General features: G+C 52.6%; 23 protein-coding genes and 2 pseudogenes. 12 read left to right on the top strand and 13 right to left on the bottom strand.

Going from position 1 to position 18,796, the window contains the following annotated elements; translation table 11 throughout:
- Position 1: 1 nt before the first annotated feature.
- The 9 genes from rplV to B9P82_RS25860 all read right to left on the bottom strand — a co-directional run bounded on the left by rplV (position 2) and on the right by B9P82_RS25860 (position 5,475).
- Positions 2-334: a 50S ribosomal protein L22 gene (gene rplV / locus B9P82_RS25900; protein WP_000448832.1), complete on the bottom strand. Its 333-nt coding sequence runs from the start codon at positions 332-334 to the stop codon at positions 2-4.
- A 14-nt stretch (positions 335-348) separates the two neighbouring features.
- The gene (gene rpsS / locus B9P82_RS25895) at positions 349-627 is read right to left on the bottom strand and encodes a 30S ribosomal protein S19 (RefSeq protein ID WP_001138115.1); all 279 of its coding nucleotides are present in this window, start codon (positions 625-627) and stop codon (positions 349-351) included.
- Positions 628-643: 16 nt separating this feature from the next.
- Positions 644-1,465 carry a 50S ribosomal protein L2 gene (gene rplB / locus B9P82_RS25890; RefSeq protein WP_016154746.1) on the bottom strand — a complete coding sequence of 274 codons (822 nt, stop codon included), beginning with the start codon at positions 1,463-1,465 and terminating at the stop codon, positions 644-646.
- A gap of 17 nt (positions 1,466-1,482) precedes the next feature.
- Positions 1,483-1,785, bottom strand: coding sequence for a 50S ribosomal protein L23 (gene rplW / locus B9P82_RS25885; RefSeq protein ID WP_000617546.1), 303 nt, complete (start codon positions 1,783-1,785; stop codon positions 1,483-1,485).
- Positions 1,782-2,387: a 50S ribosomal protein L4 gene (gene rplD, locus B9P82_RS25880; protein WP_003031119.1), complete on the bottom strand. Its 606-nt coding sequence runs from the start codon at positions 2,385-2,387 to the stop codon at positions 1,782-1,784. The genes rplW and rplD overlap by 4 nt, the downstream gene beginning before the upstream one ends.
- Positions 2,388-2,397: 10 nt before the next feature.
- Positions 2,398-3,027, bottom strand: coding sequence for a 50S ribosomal protein L3 (rplC, locus tag B9P82_RS25875; RefSeq protein ID WP_003031117.1), 630 nt, complete (start codon positions 3,025-3,027; stop codon positions 2,398-2,400).
- Between the two features lie 32 nt (positions 3,028-3,059).
- Positions 3,060-3,371, bottom strand: coding sequence for a 30S ribosomal protein S10 (rpsJ, locus tag B9P82_RS25870; RefSeq protein ID WP_001181005.1), 312 nt, complete (start codon positions 3,369-3,371; stop codon positions 3,060-3,062).
- 206 nt (positions 3,372-3,577) lie between these two features.
- Positions 3,578-3,961, bottom strand: coding sequence for a hypothetical protein (locus B9P82_RS25865; RefSeq protein WP_053388935.1), 384 nt, complete (start codon positions 3,959-3,961; stop codon positions 3,578-3,580).
- Positions 3,961-5,475 carry a peptidoglycan-binding protein gene (locus B9P82_RS25860; RefSeq protein WP_101701257.1) on the bottom strand — a complete coding sequence of 505 codons (1,515 nt, stop codon included), beginning with the start codon at positions 5,473-5,475 and terminating at the stop codon, positions 3,961-3,963. Before B9P82_RS25860 ends, B9P82_RS25865 begins: the two co-directional genes overlap by 1 nt.
- A gap of 166 nt (positions 5,476-5,641) precedes the next feature.
- On the opposite strand from B9P82_RS25860, the gene gspC reads away from it, so the two are divergent.
- Genes gspC through B9P82_RS25800 form a run of 12 tightly spaced genes read left to right on the top strand, consistent with a single transcriptional unit; the run spans position 5,642 to position 16,409 of the window.
- Positions 5,642-6,439 carry a type II secretion system protein GspC gene (gene gspC, locus B9P82_RS25855; protein ID WP_101701256.1) on the top strand — a complete coding sequence of 266 codons (798 nt, stop codon included), beginning with the start codon at positions 5,642-5,644 and terminating at the stop codon, positions 6,437-6,439.
- Between the two features lie 17 nt (positions 6,440-6,456).
- Positions 6,457-8,442 (top strand): type II secretion system secretin GspD, encoded by a 1,986-nt coding sequence (gene gspD, locus B9P82_RS25850; protein ID WP_101701255.1) that lies wholly within the window; start codon positions 6,457-6,459, stop codon positions 8,440-8,442.
- Positions 8,443-8,448: 6 nt separating this feature from the next.
- Positions 8,449-9,939, top strand: coding sequence for a type II secretion system ATPase GspE (gspE, locus tag B9P82_RS25845; protein ID WP_101701254.1), 1,491 nt, complete (start codon positions 8,449-8,451; stop codon positions 9,937-9,939).
- Positions 9,936-11,147, top strand: coding sequence for a type II secretion system inner membrane protein GspF (gene gspF / locus B9P82_RS25840; protein WP_101701253.1), 1,212 nt, complete (start codon positions 9,936-9,938; stop codon positions 11,145-11,147). The genes gspE and gspF overlap by 4 nt, the downstream gene beginning before the upstream one ends.
- Before the next feature lie 9 nt (positions 11,148-11,156).
- Entirely contained in the window at positions 11,157-11,594 is a 438-nt protein-coding gene (gene gspG / locus B9P82_RS25835; protein WP_019078173.1) for a type II secretion system major pseudopilin GspG, read from the top strand.
- Positions 11,595-11,599: 5 nt separating this feature from the next.
- Positions 11,600-12,091, top strand: a complete 492-nt coding sequence (gene gspH, locus B9P82_RS25830; protein ID WP_101701252.1) for a type II secretion system minor pseudopilin GspH — start codon at positions 11,600-11,602, stop codon at positions 12,089-12,091.
- On the top strand, positions 12,088-12,474 hold the full coding sequence (gene gspI / locus B9P82_RS25825) for a type II secretion system minor pseudopilin GspI (RefSeq protein ID WP_101701251.1): 387 nt from the start codon (positions 12,088-12,090) through the stop codon (positions 12,472-12,474). Before gspH ends, gspI begins: the two co-directional genes overlap by 4 nt.
- Positions 12,458-13,030, top strand: a complete 573-nt coding sequence (locus B9P82_RS25820; protein ID WP_101701250.1) for a type II secretion system protein GspJ — start codon at positions 12,458-12,460, stop codon at positions 13,028-13,030. Before gspI ends, B9P82_RS25820 begins: the two co-directional genes overlap by 17 nt.
- Complete coding sequence (gspK, locus tag B9P82_RS25815; RefSeq protein ID WP_101701249.1) at positions 13,027-14,013, top strand: type II secretion system minor pseudopilin GspK; 987 nt, start codon at positions 13,027-13,029, stop codon at positions 14,011-14,013. The genes B9P82_RS25820 and gspK overlap by 4 nt, the downstream gene beginning before the upstream one ends.
- A 10-nt stretch (positions 14,014-14,023) precedes the next feature.
- Positions 14,024-15,169 (top strand): type II secretion system protein GspL, encoded by a 1,146-nt coding sequence (gene gspL / locus B9P82_RS25810; RefSeq protein WP_101701248.1) that lies wholly within the window; start codon positions 14,024-14,026, stop codon positions 15,167-15,169.
- Positions 15,166-15,633, top strand: a complete 468-nt coding sequence (gene gspM / locus B9P82_RS25805) for a type II secretion system protein GspM (protein ID WP_046274617.1) — start codon at positions 15,166-15,168, stop codon at positions 15,631-15,633. Before gspL ends, gspM begins: the two co-directional genes overlap by 4 nt.
- A complete protein-coding gene (locus B9P82_RS25800; RefSeq protein ID WP_101701247.1) occupies positions 15,630-16,409 on the top strand; it encodes a prepilin peptidase in 780 nt (259 codons plus the stop codon). Before gspM ends, B9P82_RS25800 begins: the two co-directional genes overlap by 4 nt.
- 37 nt (positions 16,410-16,446) lie before the next feature.
- Here the strand turns inward: B9P82_RS25800 and bfr are convergent, their stop codons facing one another.
- From bfr to tuf (B9P82_RS28595), 4 genes and pseudogenes are all read right to left on the bottom strand, one after another.
- Entirely contained in the window at positions 16,447-16,920 is a 474-nt protein-coding gene (gene bfr, locus B9P82_RS25795) for a bacterioferritin (protein ID WP_016154761.1), read from the bottom strand.
- Positions 16,921-16,991: 71 nt separating this feature from the next.
- Positions 16,992-17,186: a bacterioferritin-associated ferredoxin gene (gene bfd, locus B9P82_RS25790; protein WP_003031111.1), complete on the bottom strand. Its 195-nt coding sequence runs from the start codon at positions 17,184-17,186 to the stop codon at positions 16,992-16,994.
- 185 nt (positions 17,187-17,371) lie between these two features.
- Positions 17,372-17,599: pseudogene (tuf, locus tag B9P82_RS29545) on the bottom strand (elongation factor Tu); the annotation flags it as partial.
- 24 nt (positions 17,600-17,623) lie between these two features.
- Positions 17,624-18,796: pseudogene (gene tuf / locus B9P82_RS28595) on the bottom strand (elongation factor Tu); the annotation flags it as partial.

Genomic DNA, 18,796 nt, shown 5'->3' with positions numbered 1-18,796 from the left:
CTCAGCGATCGGACACAACCACAGTAATGTGGCTGGTGCGCTTCAGGATGCGATCTGCACGACCTTTTGCACGCGGCATAATGCGCTTCATGCTCGGGCCTTCGTCTACGAAAATTTTCGTAACTTTCAGATCGTCAATGTCAGCGCCATCGTTGTGTTCAGCGTTAGCAATGGCAGATTCCAGGACTTTCTTGACCAGTACAGCCGCTTTCTTATTGGTGTAGGTCAGAATATCCAGAGCCTGCGACACTTTCTTACCGCGAATCAGGTCTGCAACAAGGCGAACCTTCTGAGCAGAAGAACGAGCATGGCGATGTTGAGCTAAAGTTTCCATCTCTTCCTCCTACCTTATTTCTTCTTCGCTTTTTTATCAGCAGCATGGCCGCGATAAGTACGAGTCGGTGCGAATTCACCCAGTTTGTGACCGACCATTTCGTCGGAAACAAATACCGGAACGTGCTGACGACCATTATGGACAGCGATGGTCAAACCGATCATGTTAGGAAAGATCGTTGAACGACGGGACCAAGTGCGCAGGGGCTTCTTGTCTCCGCTTTCCACCGCTTTCTCTACCTTCTTCAGCAAGTGCAGGTCAATAAAAGGACCTTTCTTGAGAGAACGTGGCATGGCTTATCCTCTAAAATTATTTGCTACGGCGACGTACGATGAATTTATCAGTACGCTTGTTGCTGCGGGTCTTCTTACCTTTGGTCTGAACGCCCCACGGAGTTACCGGGTGCTTACCAAAGTTACGACCTTCACCACCACCATGTGGGTGGTCGACTGGGTTCATCGCAGTACCGCGAACGGTAGGACGAACACCACGCCAGCGTGCAGCACCTGCTTTACCCAGAACGCGCAGCATATGCTCAGCATTGCCAACTTCGCCCAGAGTTGCACGGCAGTCTGCTTCGACTTTACGCATTTCACCAGAACGCAGACGCAGAGTGACATAAGCACCATCGCGAGCAACGATCTGAACGTAAGTACCAGCGGAACGTGCCAGCTGACCGCCTTTACCTGGTTTCATTTCTACGTTATGAACGGTAGAACCAACCGGGATATTGCGCATCGGCAGGGTGTTACCTGCTTTGATTGCAGCATCAACGCCAGATTGAACCTGGTCGCCAGCTTTCAGGCCTTTAGGGGCCAGGATGTAACGGCGTTCACCGTCTTTGTACAGAACCAGCGCGATGTTCGCGGAGCGGTTCGGATCGTACTCAAGACGTTCAACAACTGCCGGGATACCGTCTTTGTTGCGTTTGAAGTCAACAATACGATAAGCCTGCTTGTGACCACCACCGATGTGACGAGTGGTGATGCGGCCATTGTTGTTACGACCACCGGATTTGCTGTTTTTTTCAACCAGCGGAGCAAAAGGTTTGCCCTTGTGCAGCTCTGGGTTGACCACTTTAACAACGTGGCGACGACCCGGAGATGTCGGTTTACATTTAACAACTGCCATTGTATTACTCCTCCGACTTACTCAGCGCCGCCGACGAAGTCCAGATTCTGGCCTTCCTTCAGGGTGACGTAAGCTTTTTTCCAGTCGCTACGACGACCGATACGCTGTCCGTGACGTTTAACTTTCCCTTTAACTACCAGGGTGTTAACGACTTCGACTTCGACTTCAAACAGTTTCTGCACAGCAGCTTTGATTTCTGCTTTGGTCGCGTCTTTAGCAACTTTGAGAACGATGGTGTTAGTTTTTTCCATCGCAGTAGACGCTTTTTCAGAAACGTGCGGTGCGCGCAGCACTTTCAGCAGACGTTCTTCACGAATCATGCCAGCATCTCCTCAACTTGCTTAACAGCATCAGCAGTCATTACGACTTTGTCGAAGGCGATCAGGCTAACCGGGTCGATACCAGTTGCATCGCGTACGTCAACCTTGTGCAGGTTGCGCGCAGCCAGGAACAGGTTTTCGTCCAGCTCACCGGTGATGATCAGCACATCTTCCAGAGCCATGTCTTTCAGTTTCTGTGCCAGCAGCTTAGTTTTAGGCGCTTCTACAGAGAATGATTCGACAACGATCAGACGATCCTGACGTACCAGTTCGGACAGAATGCTTTTCAGCGCGCCGCGGTACATCTTTTTGTTAACTTTTTGACTGTGGTCCTGTGGACGAGCAGCGAAGGTCACGCCACCTGAACGCCAGATCGGGCTCTTGATAGAACCTGAACGCGCACGGCCGGTACCTTTCTGGCGCCACGGCTTTTTGCCTGAACCAGTTACTTCAGCACGAGTCTTCTGAGCACGAGTACCCTGACGAGCACCAGCTGCATAAGCAACAACAACCTGGTGAACCAGCGCTTCGTTGAAATCACGACCGAAGGTAGTTTCGGAAACAGTCAGCGCGCTCTGCGCGTCTTTCAATACTAATTCCATTGCTATCCCCTTACGCCTTCACAGCTGGTTTAACGATCAGGTCGCAACCGGTCGCACCCGGAACACCACCTTTAACCAGCAGCAGGTTGCGCTCAGCGTCAACACGTACTACGTCCAGGCTCTGAACGGTTACACGTTCGTTGCCCAGCTGACCTGCCATTTTCTTGCCTTTGAACACTTTGCCCGGAGTCTGGTTCTGACCGATAGAACCCGGAACGCGGTGGGACAAGGAGTTACCGTGAGTAGCGTCCTGGGTACGGAAGTTCCAGCGCTTAACGGTACCAGCGAAACCTTTACCTTTAGAGGTACCGGTTACGTCAACTTTTTTAACGTCAGCAAACAGTTCAACGCTAATGTTCTGACCAACGGTGTATTCTTCACCATCTGCCAGGCGGAACTCCCACAGGCCGCGGCCAGCTTCTACGCCAGCTTTAGCAAAGTGACCAGCTTCCGGCTTAGTTACGCGGTTAGCTTTTTTAGCACCGGTGGTAACCTGAACAGCGCGATAGCCATCGTTAGCCAGATCTTTAACCTGAGTAACGCGGTTTGCTTCAACTTCGATAACGGTTACTGGGATAGATACGCCATCTTCAGTGAAGATGCGGGTCATACCCACTTTTTTACCGACTAAACCAATCATTGTATCAACCTCTCAATCGCTCGATGACCTGATTAACCCAGGCTGATCTGCACGTCTACACCGGCAGCCAGGTCCAGACGCATCAGAGCATCAACGGTTTTTTCAGTTGGCTCAACGATGTCAACCAGACGCTTGTGAGTACGGATCTCGTACTGATCACGCGCGTCTTTGTTGACGTGCGGGGAGATCAGAACGGTGAAACGCTCTTTGCGGGTCGGCAGCGGGATCGGACCACGAACCTGCGCACCAGTGCGCTTGGCAGTCTCGACGATTTCCGCGGTTGATTGATCGATCAGACGATGATCAAACGCTTTCAAACGGATACGGATTCTTTGGTTCTGCATGAGACCAGAGCTCCAATTATTTTATAGACGAAATAGTTACTCCTCAAACCCATTACGATTGATGGGAGAGTGTAACCGTTCTTACGTAGCCCCCTGATTGGGAGCGTTGTTGACGGTAAACCGCCACAGTTCATATCGAACTACCCGTCAGATTTGACAGGCTGGCGTATTATACGTATAGCCAGTACGGATGCAAGTGATTATGGCTATTTGCCATCGATTTCTCTCAGCGCTTGTTGCACACGTGAGCGCAATACTTCGCCATCCGGCACTTCCTGCTCGGACGCTTCATCATAGGGTATCTCTTCCAACATACTGTCACCCTCTTCGTTCTGGGTGGGTAAATCGATGCGTATCGGCAGAGGCTTCCGCTTAAAAATGTAATGCACATCCGAGAGTCGATACGCCTGAGAATCGGGCACTCCCTGCGTGGCGGTTGTCGGATGGCGCACCAACCAGACATAATGTCCGTAGTAGCCGCACATTAGCATCAGGCTGACCCACAACAGCCAGCAACAGGAACGCAGCGCCTGCCGCCAGCGGCAACTCAACACTGTTTTCGCATCAATGGGTTGATAGATGTGCATCATCACACACGCTCCTTAGATGACACATGTGTGAGCACAGGTGCCGCCTCATTGATTAATACCGGCGCGTCTCCAAGACTCTGACGTAGCCTTATCAGCGTCTCTTTTCCCGGCTTACCATCCACAGGCAAATTCTCCCGCTGCTGGAATGCTTTGACCTTTTCGATTAACCATGGCGTCCATGAGCCCGATTTATCGCCGGGAACGCCCAGCGCGCGGCTCAGCATCGTATCAAACCAGATGATGGTTTCCGCCGGACTCTTTTCACCGATCTGCATTTTCCTGTCAGGCGTTAAATTGAGTATCAGGGTATAATTTCCCTGCCAGTGCTTCGCCAGCCACTCCTGACTGACGATCCAGGTTTTATTATCAATGATAAGATCCAGCTCGTTTCCTGATACACGCATCACAACACCGTAGACCGGTTGTTTATCGATATTCAAATGCGCGATCCACGGCAACCCGCGCCTGATGAGGTTATCTAAACGTTCCTTGCCGCTTTCGCACACCAACTCAGCGCGATCAGCCTGGTCACACCATGCCTCGTCATACGCTGTGTCGAATCCCCAGACGCTGAATAATTGCTGCATGGCGTCGCGTAATCCTCCCCGTGCATCGCTAATATCCGGCAGGTTTTCCTTTTTTTGCGTCATCGCCACCGTTAACCCGGCGGGCACAGGAAGTTGAAGGGGAAAAACATCGACCGCCAGCCAGCCGAACGTCAAAGCCAGCGCAGCGTAAAGTCCGGGCAATATTCCCTTGCGCAATACGCAAGAGCGTAGAGTAAATGTTTCCAGCAACAATTTTTCCTGTTGAGCGGTTAACACATCCGCTTGCCTGTCCGTTGCCATTTTTCTCGCCGCCCGGGCGATGCGCCTCAGCAACGCCAGGTTTCCCTGCACTGCCCGAACCGCTTTGCGCACAAATTCATGACGCATGCGCACAGGCTCGCCATCCGCCTCACGCAGTTGCTGTTGATGCATAAAATCAAGATATTCATCGTCCGTCGGCGCAGCGATGATCGCCGACAGCGTAATACGCCGTTTAAGTCGTCGGTTACGCCTGAGCGCTTCGCCCCCCACCAGTAGCAAGCTGGCGCCAGCGTCAAATGAAGCCGCCAGATGACGGAAATTATCGACAAATGCCGGAAGATGTCTGGCGAGTGCGTCAGCATTATCAATGACAATTATTATTGGTTGCGCTGCCGGACTAAGGGCAGGCATCAGCGTTGACCAGAAACGGCTAATTCTCACATCTCGCCAGTCTGGCTGGAGTTTTCCGTGCGTACACGCCGTGTGTGTCAATTGACAGAAACCAGATAAACCGGTGGCGGTAAACACCACTACCCTGCCGGGAAAATCCTTACCTAACTGATAAATAAGCGTCGATTTACCACACCCCGGTTTGCCGCATAATACGCCCACATCGCCAGCGCCCAGCTCATGAATAAAGATATTCTTGATAAGGGTATGTTGCGAAAAAGAGTAAATTGCATACGATAATTCGCGTTCAGTCATCGATAAGTTCCAGTAATTGATGCGGGTATTTAACTTATTATATGCCAGGTAAATATTATCAATTTTTTATATTTGAATTAAACGGCATGTTCCGACGATTAAATTGAAAACCTGAAAGTAAGCCTATATCATGCTTCTCCCGAAAAGAACAGGCGTGCTATTAACAATGGATGTTATCGCGAAGCAATTTACCTTTATATTTAAGAAAAAGCGTAACGATGTGCTGTACTGCGTTATGTTTTTTGTCGGTGCCATTGTTATTATTCATTCGTTATATGCCTATAGATTTTTTATTGATTCGACCAATACGAAAAACAAAACCAGTCACTCAATAACGTCCGTTGTCCTCAGGCTGCCAATGAATTTACCGAAAAACAGTAGGGAAAACGCGACTGATAATAAAGAAGATATTTCAATTAAAAATTCGATGCTCGACCTCCAGCTAAATGGCATTATTGCGAGCACGCTAAAAACACGTTCACAGGCTATTATCACCATTAATAAGAAAGCAAAATTTTACAGTACCGGAGATAAGCTTGACGATCTCCCTGACGTAAAAATTACGGATATTGATAATAATAGCGTGACGATTGATAACAATGGCTCCCGGCAACGCATCGCTTTTATTGATGAGCCTGATATATCCTCCAGGGCACCGGCACCATCGCTGCCACATGACAGCGCGCCAAATTCCCTCAGCGACATCATTATTACTAACTTTATCTATCAGCAGGAAGCGCTACAGGGCGTCAGATTAAACGCCCGTGGTCCGATTGAACGTTTTATAGCAACCGGACTCAGGCCAGGCGATATTGCGATCAAAATGAACAACCATCCGCTAACTCAGGAAACGTCAGCAAAAGCGGCACTACAGGAATTTGTAACCTTAAACTCTGCCCAGTTTACCGTGATACGAAACGGTCAGGAAGCGTTGGTGAATGTATCCGTTACTGAGAATGATTAACCTTAAGGACGACAAAATTGCGCAAAGGAATTAAAAAAACGGCTGCATGGATACTGGCGCTACAGTTTTGCGCCTTTCCATTTCAAACCATGTCAGCGCAATATTCGGCAAACTTCCAGGATGCGGATCTCCGGGAGTTTATTACCTCGGTCAGTAAGCAAATGGGCAAAACCATTCTGATCGATCCGTCCGTCCAGGGAAAAATCTCCGTTCGCAGCTTTGATAGTTTCAACGAGGAGGAATACTACCAGTTTTTTCTCAGCGTTCTCGACATCTACGGCTACTCGGTTATCACCCTGGATAACGGCCTGCTGAAGGTTGTTCGCTCCGCAACGCTTAAGACCGCGCCGGGAAAAGTATTGGCACAGTCGCAACCGGCGGTCGGCGATGAATTTATCACCCGCGTCGTGGCGCTGAAAAATGTCCCGGTACGCGATCTGGCTCCGCTATTACGCCAGATGATGGACAGCGGCGGCATTGGCAACGTCGTACACTATGATCCTTCTAATGCGCTGTTGATCACCGGTAAAGCCAATATAGTCAATCGCATCCTTGAGGTTGTGAAAAAGGTCGATGTTATTGGTACTCAGGAACGTGAGCTTATCAAACTGCGCTACGCCTCGGCAGTTGATTTATCTGACGTAATTAACAGCCTGATTCGCGAAGAGTCAAAGGAAAACCCAACGCAGATCCTGCTGCCTAAAATTGTCGCCGACAAGCGCACCAACGCCCTTCTTATCAGCGGGCCGGACAATGTGCGCCAGCGGATGAAATCTTTAATCGCTAAACTGGATATCGAACAGACCACGCAGGGCAATACTCGCGTGTTCTATTTGAAATACGCCAAAGCCACTAAAATCGTTGAAGTGCTGACCGGCGTGTCAACCAAACTGACGGAAGACAAGCAGTCGTCTTCGCAGAGCGTGGCTACCCCTTCCCGGGATGTCTCGATTAACGCCGATGAACAAACCAACTCAGTGGTCATTACCGCAGACCAGAGCACCATGCAGGAGCTGGAAAAAGTCATCGCTCGTCTGGATATTCGCCGCGCACAGGTACTGGTTGAAGCCATCATTGTGGAAGTCCAGGATGGCAACGGACTGAATCTTGGCGTGCAGTGGGCCAACAGCAACGTCGGCGGTCAGCAGTTTACCAAAACGGGGCTGCCGATTTTCGACGCCTCAAGAGGCGCGCGCCAGTTTGATAAAAATGGTTCGATGACCAGCGACAACCCTATCGCCAGCGCGTTAAGCAGTTTTAACGGCCTGGCGACGGGCTTCTTTGAGGGGGACTGGAGCGTCCTGCTCACCGCGATCTCCTCCGACAACAAAAACGATATCCTCGCCACCCCCAGCATTGTGACGCTGGATAACAAAGAAGCGTCGTTTAATGTCGGCCAGGATGTGCCGGTGCTTTCCGGCTCGCAAACGACCTCCGGCGACAACGTCTTTAATACGGTCGAACGTAAAACCGTCGGCACCAAGCTGAAGGTCACACCGCAAATCAACGAAGGTGACGCGGTGCTGATGGAGATCGAGCAGGAGGTGTCGAGCGTCGATAACGCTTCTGGTAATGCCAGCGATCTCGGTCCAACGTTCAACACCCGCACTATCCAGAATGCCGTGCTGGTCAAAAGCGGCGAAACCGTGGTGCTGGGTGGCCTGCTGGATGATTCAAGCAAAGAGCAGGTTTCCAAAGTACCGCTGCTGGGCGATATCCCTGTTCTCGGACAGCTATTCCGCTACACCTCAACGGAAAATGCGAAGCGTAATTTGATGGTCTTTATCAGGCCGACCATTATTCGCGACGACGAGGTTTATCGTTCGCTCTCAAAGGATAAGTACACACGATTTCGTGAGTTACAGCAGCAGCGTATTGATAAGCAATCCAGTGGATTGGTCGGCGTGAAGGACGAAGAACGCCCGATGCTTAAAGAGCTGAATTTCGATGTGCCGACCGACGCGCCCAACGGCCAGCCATCGCGCAATCCCTTCCGGGAATGATCCAGCATGACTGACTTATGGACGCGCATTCCTCCCCAGCATCCTCTGCTGCTTAATTACGCGCAGGGGCAAAAATTTGGTATCGCGGTCGCGGCGGATGAATTGTTCTACCGCACCGACACGCCGCTGGAAAACGTACTGGAGGCCAGCGTTGCCTGCAAGCGCTTCAGCCGCCTGACGCCAGCACAATTTGACGACCACCTGGATCAACTTTTCCAGCACGGCACCGGAGAGTCCCGGCAGATTGCCCAGGATATCGATCAGGAGATCGACCTGACGGCGCTGAGCGAAGAGTTACCCGACAACGCCGATCTGCTCAGTGATGAAAACAACGCACCGGTTATCCGCCTGATCAACGCGGTTCTTCATGAAGCCGTGAAGGAAGGCGCGTCGGATGTGCATATCGAAACCTTCGAAAAATCGCTGGTGGTTCGTTTTCGTATCGATGGTGTCCTCAAGCCAGTCCTTCAGCCCGCTAAAAAACTGGCGCCGCTGCTGATTTCACGTATCAAAGTAATGGCGCGGCTGGATATTGCCGAAAAACGACTGCCGCAGGATGGGCGTATTTCCCTGCGCCTTGGACGCAAAAATATTGACGTCCGCGTTTCGACGTTGCCCTCGCAGTACGGCGAAAGAGCTGTATTGCGTCTGCTGGATAAAAACAGTCTGCGCCTGACGCTGGAGAATATGGGGCTATCGGCGGTGGATAGCCTGCGGCTGAAGGGTTTAGTACAGCAGCCACACGGCATCATTCTCGTCACCGGCCCGACAGGTTCGGGAAAAAGCACCACGCTGTATGCGATTCTCGCCGAGCTGAATTCCCCCCAGCGTAATATCCTGACCGTCGAAGATCCCATCGAGTACGAGCTGGAAGGCGTCGGACAAACCCAGGTAAACAGCCGGGTGGATATGTCTTTCGCCAGGGGACTGCGCGCCATCCTGCGCCAGGATCCGGACATCGTCATGGTCGGCGAAATTCGTGACGCCGAAACCGCGCAGATAGCGGTTCAGGCATCGCTCACCGGACATCTGGTGCTTTCCACCCTGCACACTAACAGCGCCTGCGGTGCGATCACCCGATTACGAGATATGGGCGTTGAACCTTTCCTGCTCTCATCATCGCTAAGCGGCGTTATCGCCCAACGCCTGGTGCGTCGCCTCTGTCCGGCCTGCCGCGTGCATGCTCCCATTCCTGACTCTCAGAAATCCCTCCTGCACGCGCTCGATCCCACCGCTCAGACAATCTGGCAGGCTTGCGGATGCGGCGAATGTCGGGGAACAGGCTATCAGGGGCGACTGGCGATTCATGAAATTATGCTGGTGGATAAAACTATGCGCAGCATCATCCATCGCGACGCCGATGAACACGCCCTGGAGCAGTGCCTGCGCCAGCAAAGCCGGAGCCTGCGGGAGAACGGCCTGCTGCGCGTGCTGGCAGGCGAGACCACGCTTGAGGAAGTCATGCGCGTCACCTCTGCGCAAGAGGATACACGATGAAATATCAGTGGCAGGCAATGGATGACAGCGGCACGACTCACCGTGGAACGCTGGATGCCGCCAGCAGCAAAGAGGCGCGCGAGGCGCTGCGCGCCCAGGGTCTGCACCCGCTGGTGTTAAATGAGAAAAAGGTCATTTCGCTGTTCCGGACGGTAAAAAAAACGCCTCGTTTACGGCTTAGCGGCAGTGAACTGGCGCTGTTCACCCGCCAGCTCGCCACACTGGCCAACGCTTCGCTACCGCTTGAAGAGGCGCTGTTCGTTATTGGCCGGCAGAACAAAAATAATAAACTGGGGCTGGTGCTACACGACCTGCGCGAACGGATCCTCGCCGGACATACGCTTTCCGAATCGCTGGCCGCCTGGCCGCGGATCTTCGATTCCGTTTACCGCACGCTGGTGAAAGCCGGCGAAAAAAGCGGACAGCTCGGCTGTGTGCTGGAACAGCTGGCTGACTACAATGAGTTACGACAGGCAACACGCAGTAAACTCATCCAGTCACTGATTTATCCTTCCCTGCTGACCAGCGTGGCGATCGCCGTCGTCGCTATCCTGCTCACCACAGTAGTGCCCAAAATCGTGGAGCAGTTTCTGCATATGAAAGAAGCGCTGCCGATGTCCACGCGCGTGTTGCTGGCAATCAGCGATGCCATGCGCCACTACGGACTGTGGGTAATCGCATTGCTGCTGATTGCCTTTTTCCTGTTTCGCCACTGGCTCACCCGTCCCGGCAAACGGCATCTGCTTGACCGCTGGCTTCTTGATTTCAAACTCAGTCGCGCCCTGCTGCGCGCTATCCACTGCGCCCGTTATTTGCGCACCCTGAGCATTCTTAATATCAGCGGCGTTCCGCTGCTGGAAGGGATGACGCTGGCAACCGAAGGCATCGGTAACCGAGAAATTAGTCAGCGGCTGGGTCAGGCTGCGGAGCGCGTGCGCCAGGGTTCAGGCTTTCATCTCGCCCTGGAAAAATGCGATCTCTTCCCGCCGATGATGCTCTACATGATTGCCTCCGGGGAAAAAAGCGGCCAGCTCAGCGAGCTAATGGCGCGCGCCGCCGACCAGCAGGAAACACTGCTACAAAACCGCATTGCGCTGACGCTGGCGCTGTTTGAACCCGCGCTGATTATTACGATGGCGATGATTGTGCTGTTCATCATCGTCTCGGTTCTGCAACCCATTTTGCAACTCAACTCATTGGTAAGTTAAGGATAAAACGTGAATAGTGATACACATAAGCAGCGAGGATTTACGCTGCTGGAGATGATGGTGGTGCTGGTTATTTTGGGCATCCTCGCAAGCCTGGTCGTCCCCAGTTTAATGGGCAATAAAGACAAAGCCGATCACCAGAAAGCCGTCAGCGACATCGTGGCGCTGGAGAATGCGCTGGATATGTACAAACTGGATAACTATCGCTATCCGCTGACGGCGCAGGGGCTAAAGGCGCTGGTCGAAAAACCGACCGCCAGCCCAATCCCGGAAAATTACAACGCGAAGGGCTATATCAAACGTCTGCCACAGGATCCCTGGGGTAATGAGTATCTGCTGGTTAGCCCTGGTGAACACGGCGATTACGATATTCTCTCCGCAGGTCAGGACGGTGAACCCGGCACCGCTGACGACATTACTAACTGGGAACTGGGCAAAGCGAAATAATCGGAATGAGGCAGAAGGGATTCACGCTACTGGAAGTCATTCTGGTGCTGACGATTATCGCGCTTGGCGCCTCGCTGGTGATGATGACCTACGGGCGACAAAATGATACCGCGAAAGCTATTACCGCAGCCGAACAGCTGGCGGCGCTGACTGAATATGCCGCTGACTGGTCAACCATGGAAGACCGCAGTACCGGTATTGAGATCCGCGAACAAGGCTGGCGCATCGTCACACCGATTGGCAATCGCTGGCAGACGCCAACACAGTTCTATCGCCTGGCGACCGCAGGCAAGTGGGAAAATGACTGGCAGGTGGCACTGTTCCCGGCGTCGCTCGCCAGGCAATCCGTCGGCACGCCGCAAATTCTGATTCACCCGGACGGTGAAATTACGCCGTTTACGCTACACATCCGCAGCCGTAAAAATAATAGGCTGCTGTTCACGCTCGCCAGCACCGGCGGGCTGCCGCTGGTGCTCACCCGAGGCGAAAGCCGATGAGCCAAAGGCAATCAGGAATGACGCTTCTGGAAGTGCTGCTGGCGATATTCATTTTCGCCACCTGCTCTCTCGCGCTACTCAACAGCCTGCACGGTCAGGTTAGCGCCACCGCAAAAATGGAAGAACAGGTACTTGCCGGTTGGGTAGCGGATAATGTGCTCAAAACCTATCAACTGGCCGGGCAGAGCCCCGCTAAAACCGCCACGGGCAGCAGCATAATGGGTAAACGCCGCTGGGACTGGTTGTTAACAGTCTCACCCGCCGATGCTTCTGGCCTCAGCACCTGGACAGTTGACGTCGCCCTTGAGGACAAGCAGAAGATCCGCCTGCAGCGCTTTATTCCCTCGCCGCAAGGAGGAGCGCAAAATGTCTCCCGGCCCTGAGAAACAGCACGGCTTTACCCTGCTGGAAGTTTTACTGGCTATTGCCCTGTTCGCCATGCTCAGCCTGCTGACGGCGCAGATGCTGACGACAACAATTGACAGTAACGAGCAGACCAAAAAGCATCAGCAACGTTTTTCCGCTATCGTGCGTACCGTCAATTTGCTGGATAAAGATATCCGACAGCGGGTGCCGGTAACCCAATGGCAGGGCAAAAAAGAGACGCTGATGCTGACGACAGCCAGCAGTAACAGTTATCCTGGCGCCTGCTGCGCGCCCGATATCCAGCGAGTTCAGTGGTATCTGCAGGATCATACTTTATACCGCACGCTCTGGCGCTACCCGGAAGATGCAACCGCAGCCATCACTCAGCCGATGCTCAATGGTGTGAACGCCTTCACGTTGCGTTATTACAGCAGTAAAGAGAAAGCATGGACGGACACGACGACAACCCCATCTCCTGGCGCGATGGAAGTCACTCTTAAACTTGCTGATTCCGGCACGATAACTCGTCTGACGCTCTTGCCAGAGAACCGCCAGCCAGGAGAACAGCAATGACCCGGCAAAAGGGCGTGGCGCTGCTGGTAGTGCTGATGATCCTGGCAATTATGGCGGCGCTGGCCAGCGAAATGACCGTGCGCTACCAGATCAACCTCAAACGCACCAGCTACACCCGGATGCGGCTACAGCAAAACTGGCTGGCAGAGCTGGCTGAAAGCCAGGCCATGCGTATTCTTGAACAGGACCTGCGGGATAATGAGAAATACCTCACTCACGAGCAGCTCTGGGCGCAGCCGCAGCGTATTCAGCTCGCCAGCGGCGATGTTGTTAGCTGGCAGCTATCTGACGAGCAGGCCTGTTACAACATTAATGCGCTGATTAACGCCCCGATCGATCGAATGAAAGAGCCGCCCGCCAGCGTGAGCGTCTTTCTTGCGCTGCTGGACAACGTTGGCGTCACCCATGCCCAGGCTGAGGCGCTGGTTGATGCTATCGCCGACTACGTCGATAACGACGATATTCCACGCGCCTCCGGTGCCGAAAATGAGTATTACCAGACAAGTAACGACCCCCACACCATTGGCGGACGACGTATCTGGTCAATCAGTGAGCTCAAACAAATCAAAGGGATGACGCTTTCTCTTTACCAGCAAATCTCCCCGCTACTCTGCGCGCTGCCTGATGATGAGCTAAAAATCAACATCAACACCCTGACGCGCCGGGATGCACCGTTGATTGCGGCGATGCTCAGTAATGCTGTCCCGCCACGCGAGATTGAGCGCTTTTTTGATACCCCGCGCAAAGGACGCAAAATCAGCATTGAGACGTTGTTAAAGACATTCGATAAGGATAATCCGGCTAATAAGCTGTCGCAGACCACATTCAAAAGCATTGCGGTGGCGACCAGTCGTTACTTCCGCCTTGAAACGACTATCGAACAGGGCGATAGCGCCGGGAGCACCATCAGCCAGCTGGAATACGATCCCAAAAGAAAGGCTCTGTTTATTACAGCCCGCAAAAGCGTGGCGCGCGACCATTAAAGGGAACTAAATGACGCCAGACACATTACTGCTACGTCCGCTGCCGGGAAAACTGGAATGGTGCGCCCCCATAGGGACACAGCCTCCGGTTATTGTTGAACAGGCGGATTACCTCCAGCCGAACGCGCTGGCCGACCTGCCGGATGCCGGTAACGCCTGCCTGTTCCTGTCACCTGATTATTTCTGTTTTCGCCGCGTCGAATTACCGACGGAAAACTACAAAATCAGTGAACAAACGCTGGGCTGGCTGGTGGAGGACGCCGTTGTCGGTGATACGGACAGCCTGCACTGGACGGTTCTCGCCAGAGAGGAAAACACGCTCCATCTCGCCGGGATCGCCAGGACCACGCTGAACGAGCTATTGACGACTTTCCGCACAGCTGGCGTGACGTTGACGTATATCGTTCCGGATGGTTTCTGGCTGCCGTATGTCACGGATAGCTGGAGTCTGCTAAAACAAGATGAGCGATGGTTAATCCGTTACGACGCGTGGAAAACAGGCGTGCTGAGTGAAACACTGCTCACGCATTTACTCGCCAGCCATACAGAGCAAAAAATCATCAGCGCCAGCCCGCTTCCTGTGCCTCACGCTCATGTCGAATACCTTGACTGGCAGCCACCGCTGGCGTGTGCCTGCAATAGCGATAATATTCAGGACATTAACGTATTACACGGCAGCTTCCGCCCTTTGCCTCCGACACAACCGACCCCGCGTCTGCTGAAATATGCCGCCATAGCAACATTTGCCCTGGCAATAGCGCTCTTCTCAGGGCTGAAAGGGGTGATGCTCTGGCAGCTTCATCAACAGAAACAGGCACTCTCAGCGGAAGGTGCCACCCTGTGGAACCGCTATTTCCCAGGTGATAACCGCAACAGCAATTTTAAATATTTCTTCGAATCGTCCGCGAGGGATCGCTATCCGGATGTGCTGACGTTACTGACTCAGCTTCAGACCCGATTAAGCACATTGCCGGGGCTTACCATCCGCGAGGTCAACTACCGGCTCGAACAACGCCTTTTTACCCTGACGCTCAACGTTCGCGATCCGGAACATCTTCGCCGCTTTATGGTGCAGACAAACGACGAATTTATCCTGACTCAACCGCCAGAAGGGACGACAGATAGCGTCCGGCTGACCCTGAAGGAGCGCAAATGAATATGAATAGCTGGTGGAGCGAAAAAAACGGCAGAGAGCAACGCAGTCTGATATTCCTCGCCGTTTTCTGTCTGCTGGCGGGATTCTGGTACGGCGTGGTTCAGCCCCTGGATAACGCTATTGCACAGCAGAGGCAGGAAAATGATCGTCTCAGGAGTGAGATCCTGTGGGTAAATGAGGCGATTCAGCGTCGCGGATTAGTTGCCAGTAGACCGGGCACAAAGACCGATCCGGCACTGATACAACATAGCGCGCAGCAGGCAGGTCTGAATATCAGCGTTGTGACATCCACTCCCGATCATTTTGCGATCTCGCTTCCCGTTGTCAAAACCGAACCATTATTTGCGTGGCTTAATACCCTACAAAATGAGGGAATACAGGTTTCGCAACTCACGTTTAGCGCCCGCCCGGTCGCCGGGGAGATTGCGGTGGAAGCCCTTGAACTCTATCCGGTGGGGAAATGACGGAACTCATTAATATTGCAGCAATGGCGCTTGTCGGGCTGATAGTCGGCAGCTTTATGAATGTAGTGGTTTATCGACTGCCGATCATGATTGAGCATCGGCACAGCGAAACATGGAATATCGCCTGGCCTCCGTCGCACTGTCCGCACTGCCAGCACAGGCTATCGGTGCGTAACACTATTCCACTATTCAGTTGGCTGTGGCAGCGGGGGCGTTGCCAGGACTGCGCGCAGCCCATTTCATGGCGTTACCTACTGACTGAACTGGCGTGTTCTTGTGTTTTTGCGCTTAGCGCCGCGTTTGTCTCTTCAATATCAGATGCGATTGCCATCATGACGCTGTTCTGGTTTATTTTCGCCCTGGCGCAAATTGATCTCCGGACGTACCTGCTGCCGGATGTGCTGACGCAGCCGCTGCTCTGGCTCGGTCTGCTATATCACAGCGTTTACGACAGAGAGATGTTACCCGACGCGCTGTACGGCGCTGTCGCTGGCTATCTGACGCTATGGCTGGTCTGGTGGGGATGCAAAATTCTCGCGGGAAAAGAGGGCATCGGCCTGGGTGACGCTAAGCTACTGGCGGCGATGGGTGCCTGGTGTGGATGGCCAGCGCTACCGCCCATTTTACTCGCTGCATCATTGCTGGGCATTGTCTGGTGGCTGATCCTACGCCTTACCCGAAGGACGTCGATACCGCTTATTGCGTTCGGTCCGTGGCTTGGACTGGCAGGCTGGTTGATTTTCAGCGCGCAAAGCTCAGGTGTTATCGGGTACTGAAAGGAGCGGCAGGCCTGCCGCTCTGCAAAGTTTGCGTCTACGCTTCGCGAATCTGTGCCTGAAGATAGTTCTGAAGTCCCATCTTCTGGAGCAGATCCAGCTCCGTTTCCAGCCAGTCAATGTGACCTTCTTCATCAGCAAGGATTTCGATCATCATATCCCGGCTAACGTAGTCATGGACGCTGTCGGCATAGGCAATGGCTTCACGTAAATCTTTAGCCCCATCGAGTTCGAGTCGAAGATCGGATTGCAGCATCTCTTCAACATCTTCGCCTATACCCAACTTACCAAGATCCTGTAAGTTTGGGAGCCCTTCTAAGAATAAAATACGCTCGATATATTTATCAGCGTGTTTCATCTCATCGATAGATTCATGGTACTCAACATCATTGAGGCGAGTCAGTCCCCAGTTTTTGAACATACGAGCATGGAGAAAATACTGGTTGATTGCGACAAGCTCATTTCCCAATAGTTTATTGAGATAATTTATGATTTTAACATCACCTTTCATTTTATAGTCCCTCCGCTTCCACTCTTAGAGCGTAGATGGGGCTACAGGGATGTCAAAAAAAAGAGTGTGACTTAGGCGATCTCTTTAAATTCTGGCATTTGCGTTAATTCATCCTGCATGACTTCGCGGGCAGCACGAATGCACTTACCGCATTGATTTCCAACAGGAATAAATTTACGCAATTGCTGAAAGGACTGAGGATGAAACTGGCGAACAGCCTGACGTATTTTTTTATCACTTATCGCATTACACAAACAAACGTACATGATCGCTCCCGTTCAATTTCTGCGCAAAGTGTAAATGAGAATAGTTATGATTACAATAGCACAACGCTATTTACGCAGCGGGAGAATGAATGAAAAATGCGAATAAATATGACAACTGCTAAATAGCGGACAGCAAAAAGGGCGCCGAAGCGCCCTTTTTAAGCTCAAAGCTAATTAATCAATAATTAGCTCATTACTTTAGCAACAACGCCCGCACCAACAGTACGGCCGCCTTCACGGATTGCGAAACGCAGACCGTCGTCCATCGCGATTGGGTGGATCAGGGTAACAACCATTTTGATGTTGTCGCCCGGCATTACCATCTCAACGCCTTCCGGCAGTTCGATGGTACCAGTCACGTCAGTAGTACGGAAGTAGAACTGCGGACGGTAGCCTTTGAAGAACGGAGTATGACGGCCGCCTTCNCCGTCGTCCATCGCGATTGGGTGGATCAGGGTAACAACCATTTTGATGTTGTCGCCCGGCATTACCATCTCAACGCCTTCCGGCAGTTCGATGGTACCAGTCACGTCAGTAGTACGGAAGTAGAACTGCGGACGGTAGCCTTTGAAGAACGGAGTATGACGGCCGCCTTCATCTTTGGACAGAATGTACACTTCAGATTCGAACTTGGTGTGCGGCTTGATAGAGCCCGGCTTAGCCAGTACCTGACCACGTTCGATTTCTTCACGTTTGATACCACGCAGCAGAACACCAACGTTCTCACCAGCACGGCCTTCGTCCAGCAGTTTGCGGAACATTTCNTCTTTGGACAGAATGTACACTTCAGATTCGAACTTGGTGTGCGGCTTGATAGAGCCCGGCTTAGCCAGTACCTGACCACGTTCGATTTCTTCACGTTTGATACCACGCAGCAGAACACCAACGTTCTCACCAGCACGGCCTTCGTCCAGCAGTTTGCGGAACATTTCAACGCCAGTACAGGTAGACTTAGCAGTCTCTTTGATACCAACGATTTCAACTTCTTCACCAACTTTGATGATACCGCGCTCTACACGACCGGTAACAACGGTACCACGACCGGAGATGGAGAATACGTCTTCGATAGGCAGCAGGAACGGCTTGTCAATCGCACGCTCTGGTTCTGGGATGTAAGAATCCAGGAAGCCAGCCAGTTCGATGATTTTCGCTTCCCACTCTGCTTCGCCTTCCAGCGCTTTCAGAGCAGAACCACGAACGATCGGAGTGTCGTCGCCCGGGAAATCGTACTGAGACAGAAGTTCACGAACTTCCATTTCTACCAGTTCCAGCAGCTCTTCGTCATCAACCATGTCGCATTTGTTCAGGAACACGATGATGTACGGAACGCCTACCTGACGACCCAGCAGGATGTGCTCACGAGTCTGCGGCATCGGGCCGTCAGTCGCAGCAACAACCAGGATCGCGCCGTCCATCTGCGCAGCACCGGTGATCATGTTTTTAACATAGTCGGCGTGGCCCGGGCAGTCTACGTGTGCGTAGTGGCGAGTCGGGGTGTCATATTCAACGTGAGAGGTGTTGATGGTGATACCACGAGCTTTTTCTTCCGGCGCGTTATCGATCTGGTCGAATGCACGAGCAGCACCGCCGTAGGTTTTAGCCAGTACGGT

The sequence above is a fragment of the Citrobacter sp. L55 genome, from assembly GCF_002850715.1.
GTDB lineage: Bacteria > Pseudomonadota > Gammaproteobacteria > Enterobacterales > Enterobacteriaceae > Citrobacter > Citrobacter braakii.
Note: the sequence above shows the minus strand (reverse complement) of the source record. Positions and strands in the feature narration are given on the sequence as shown.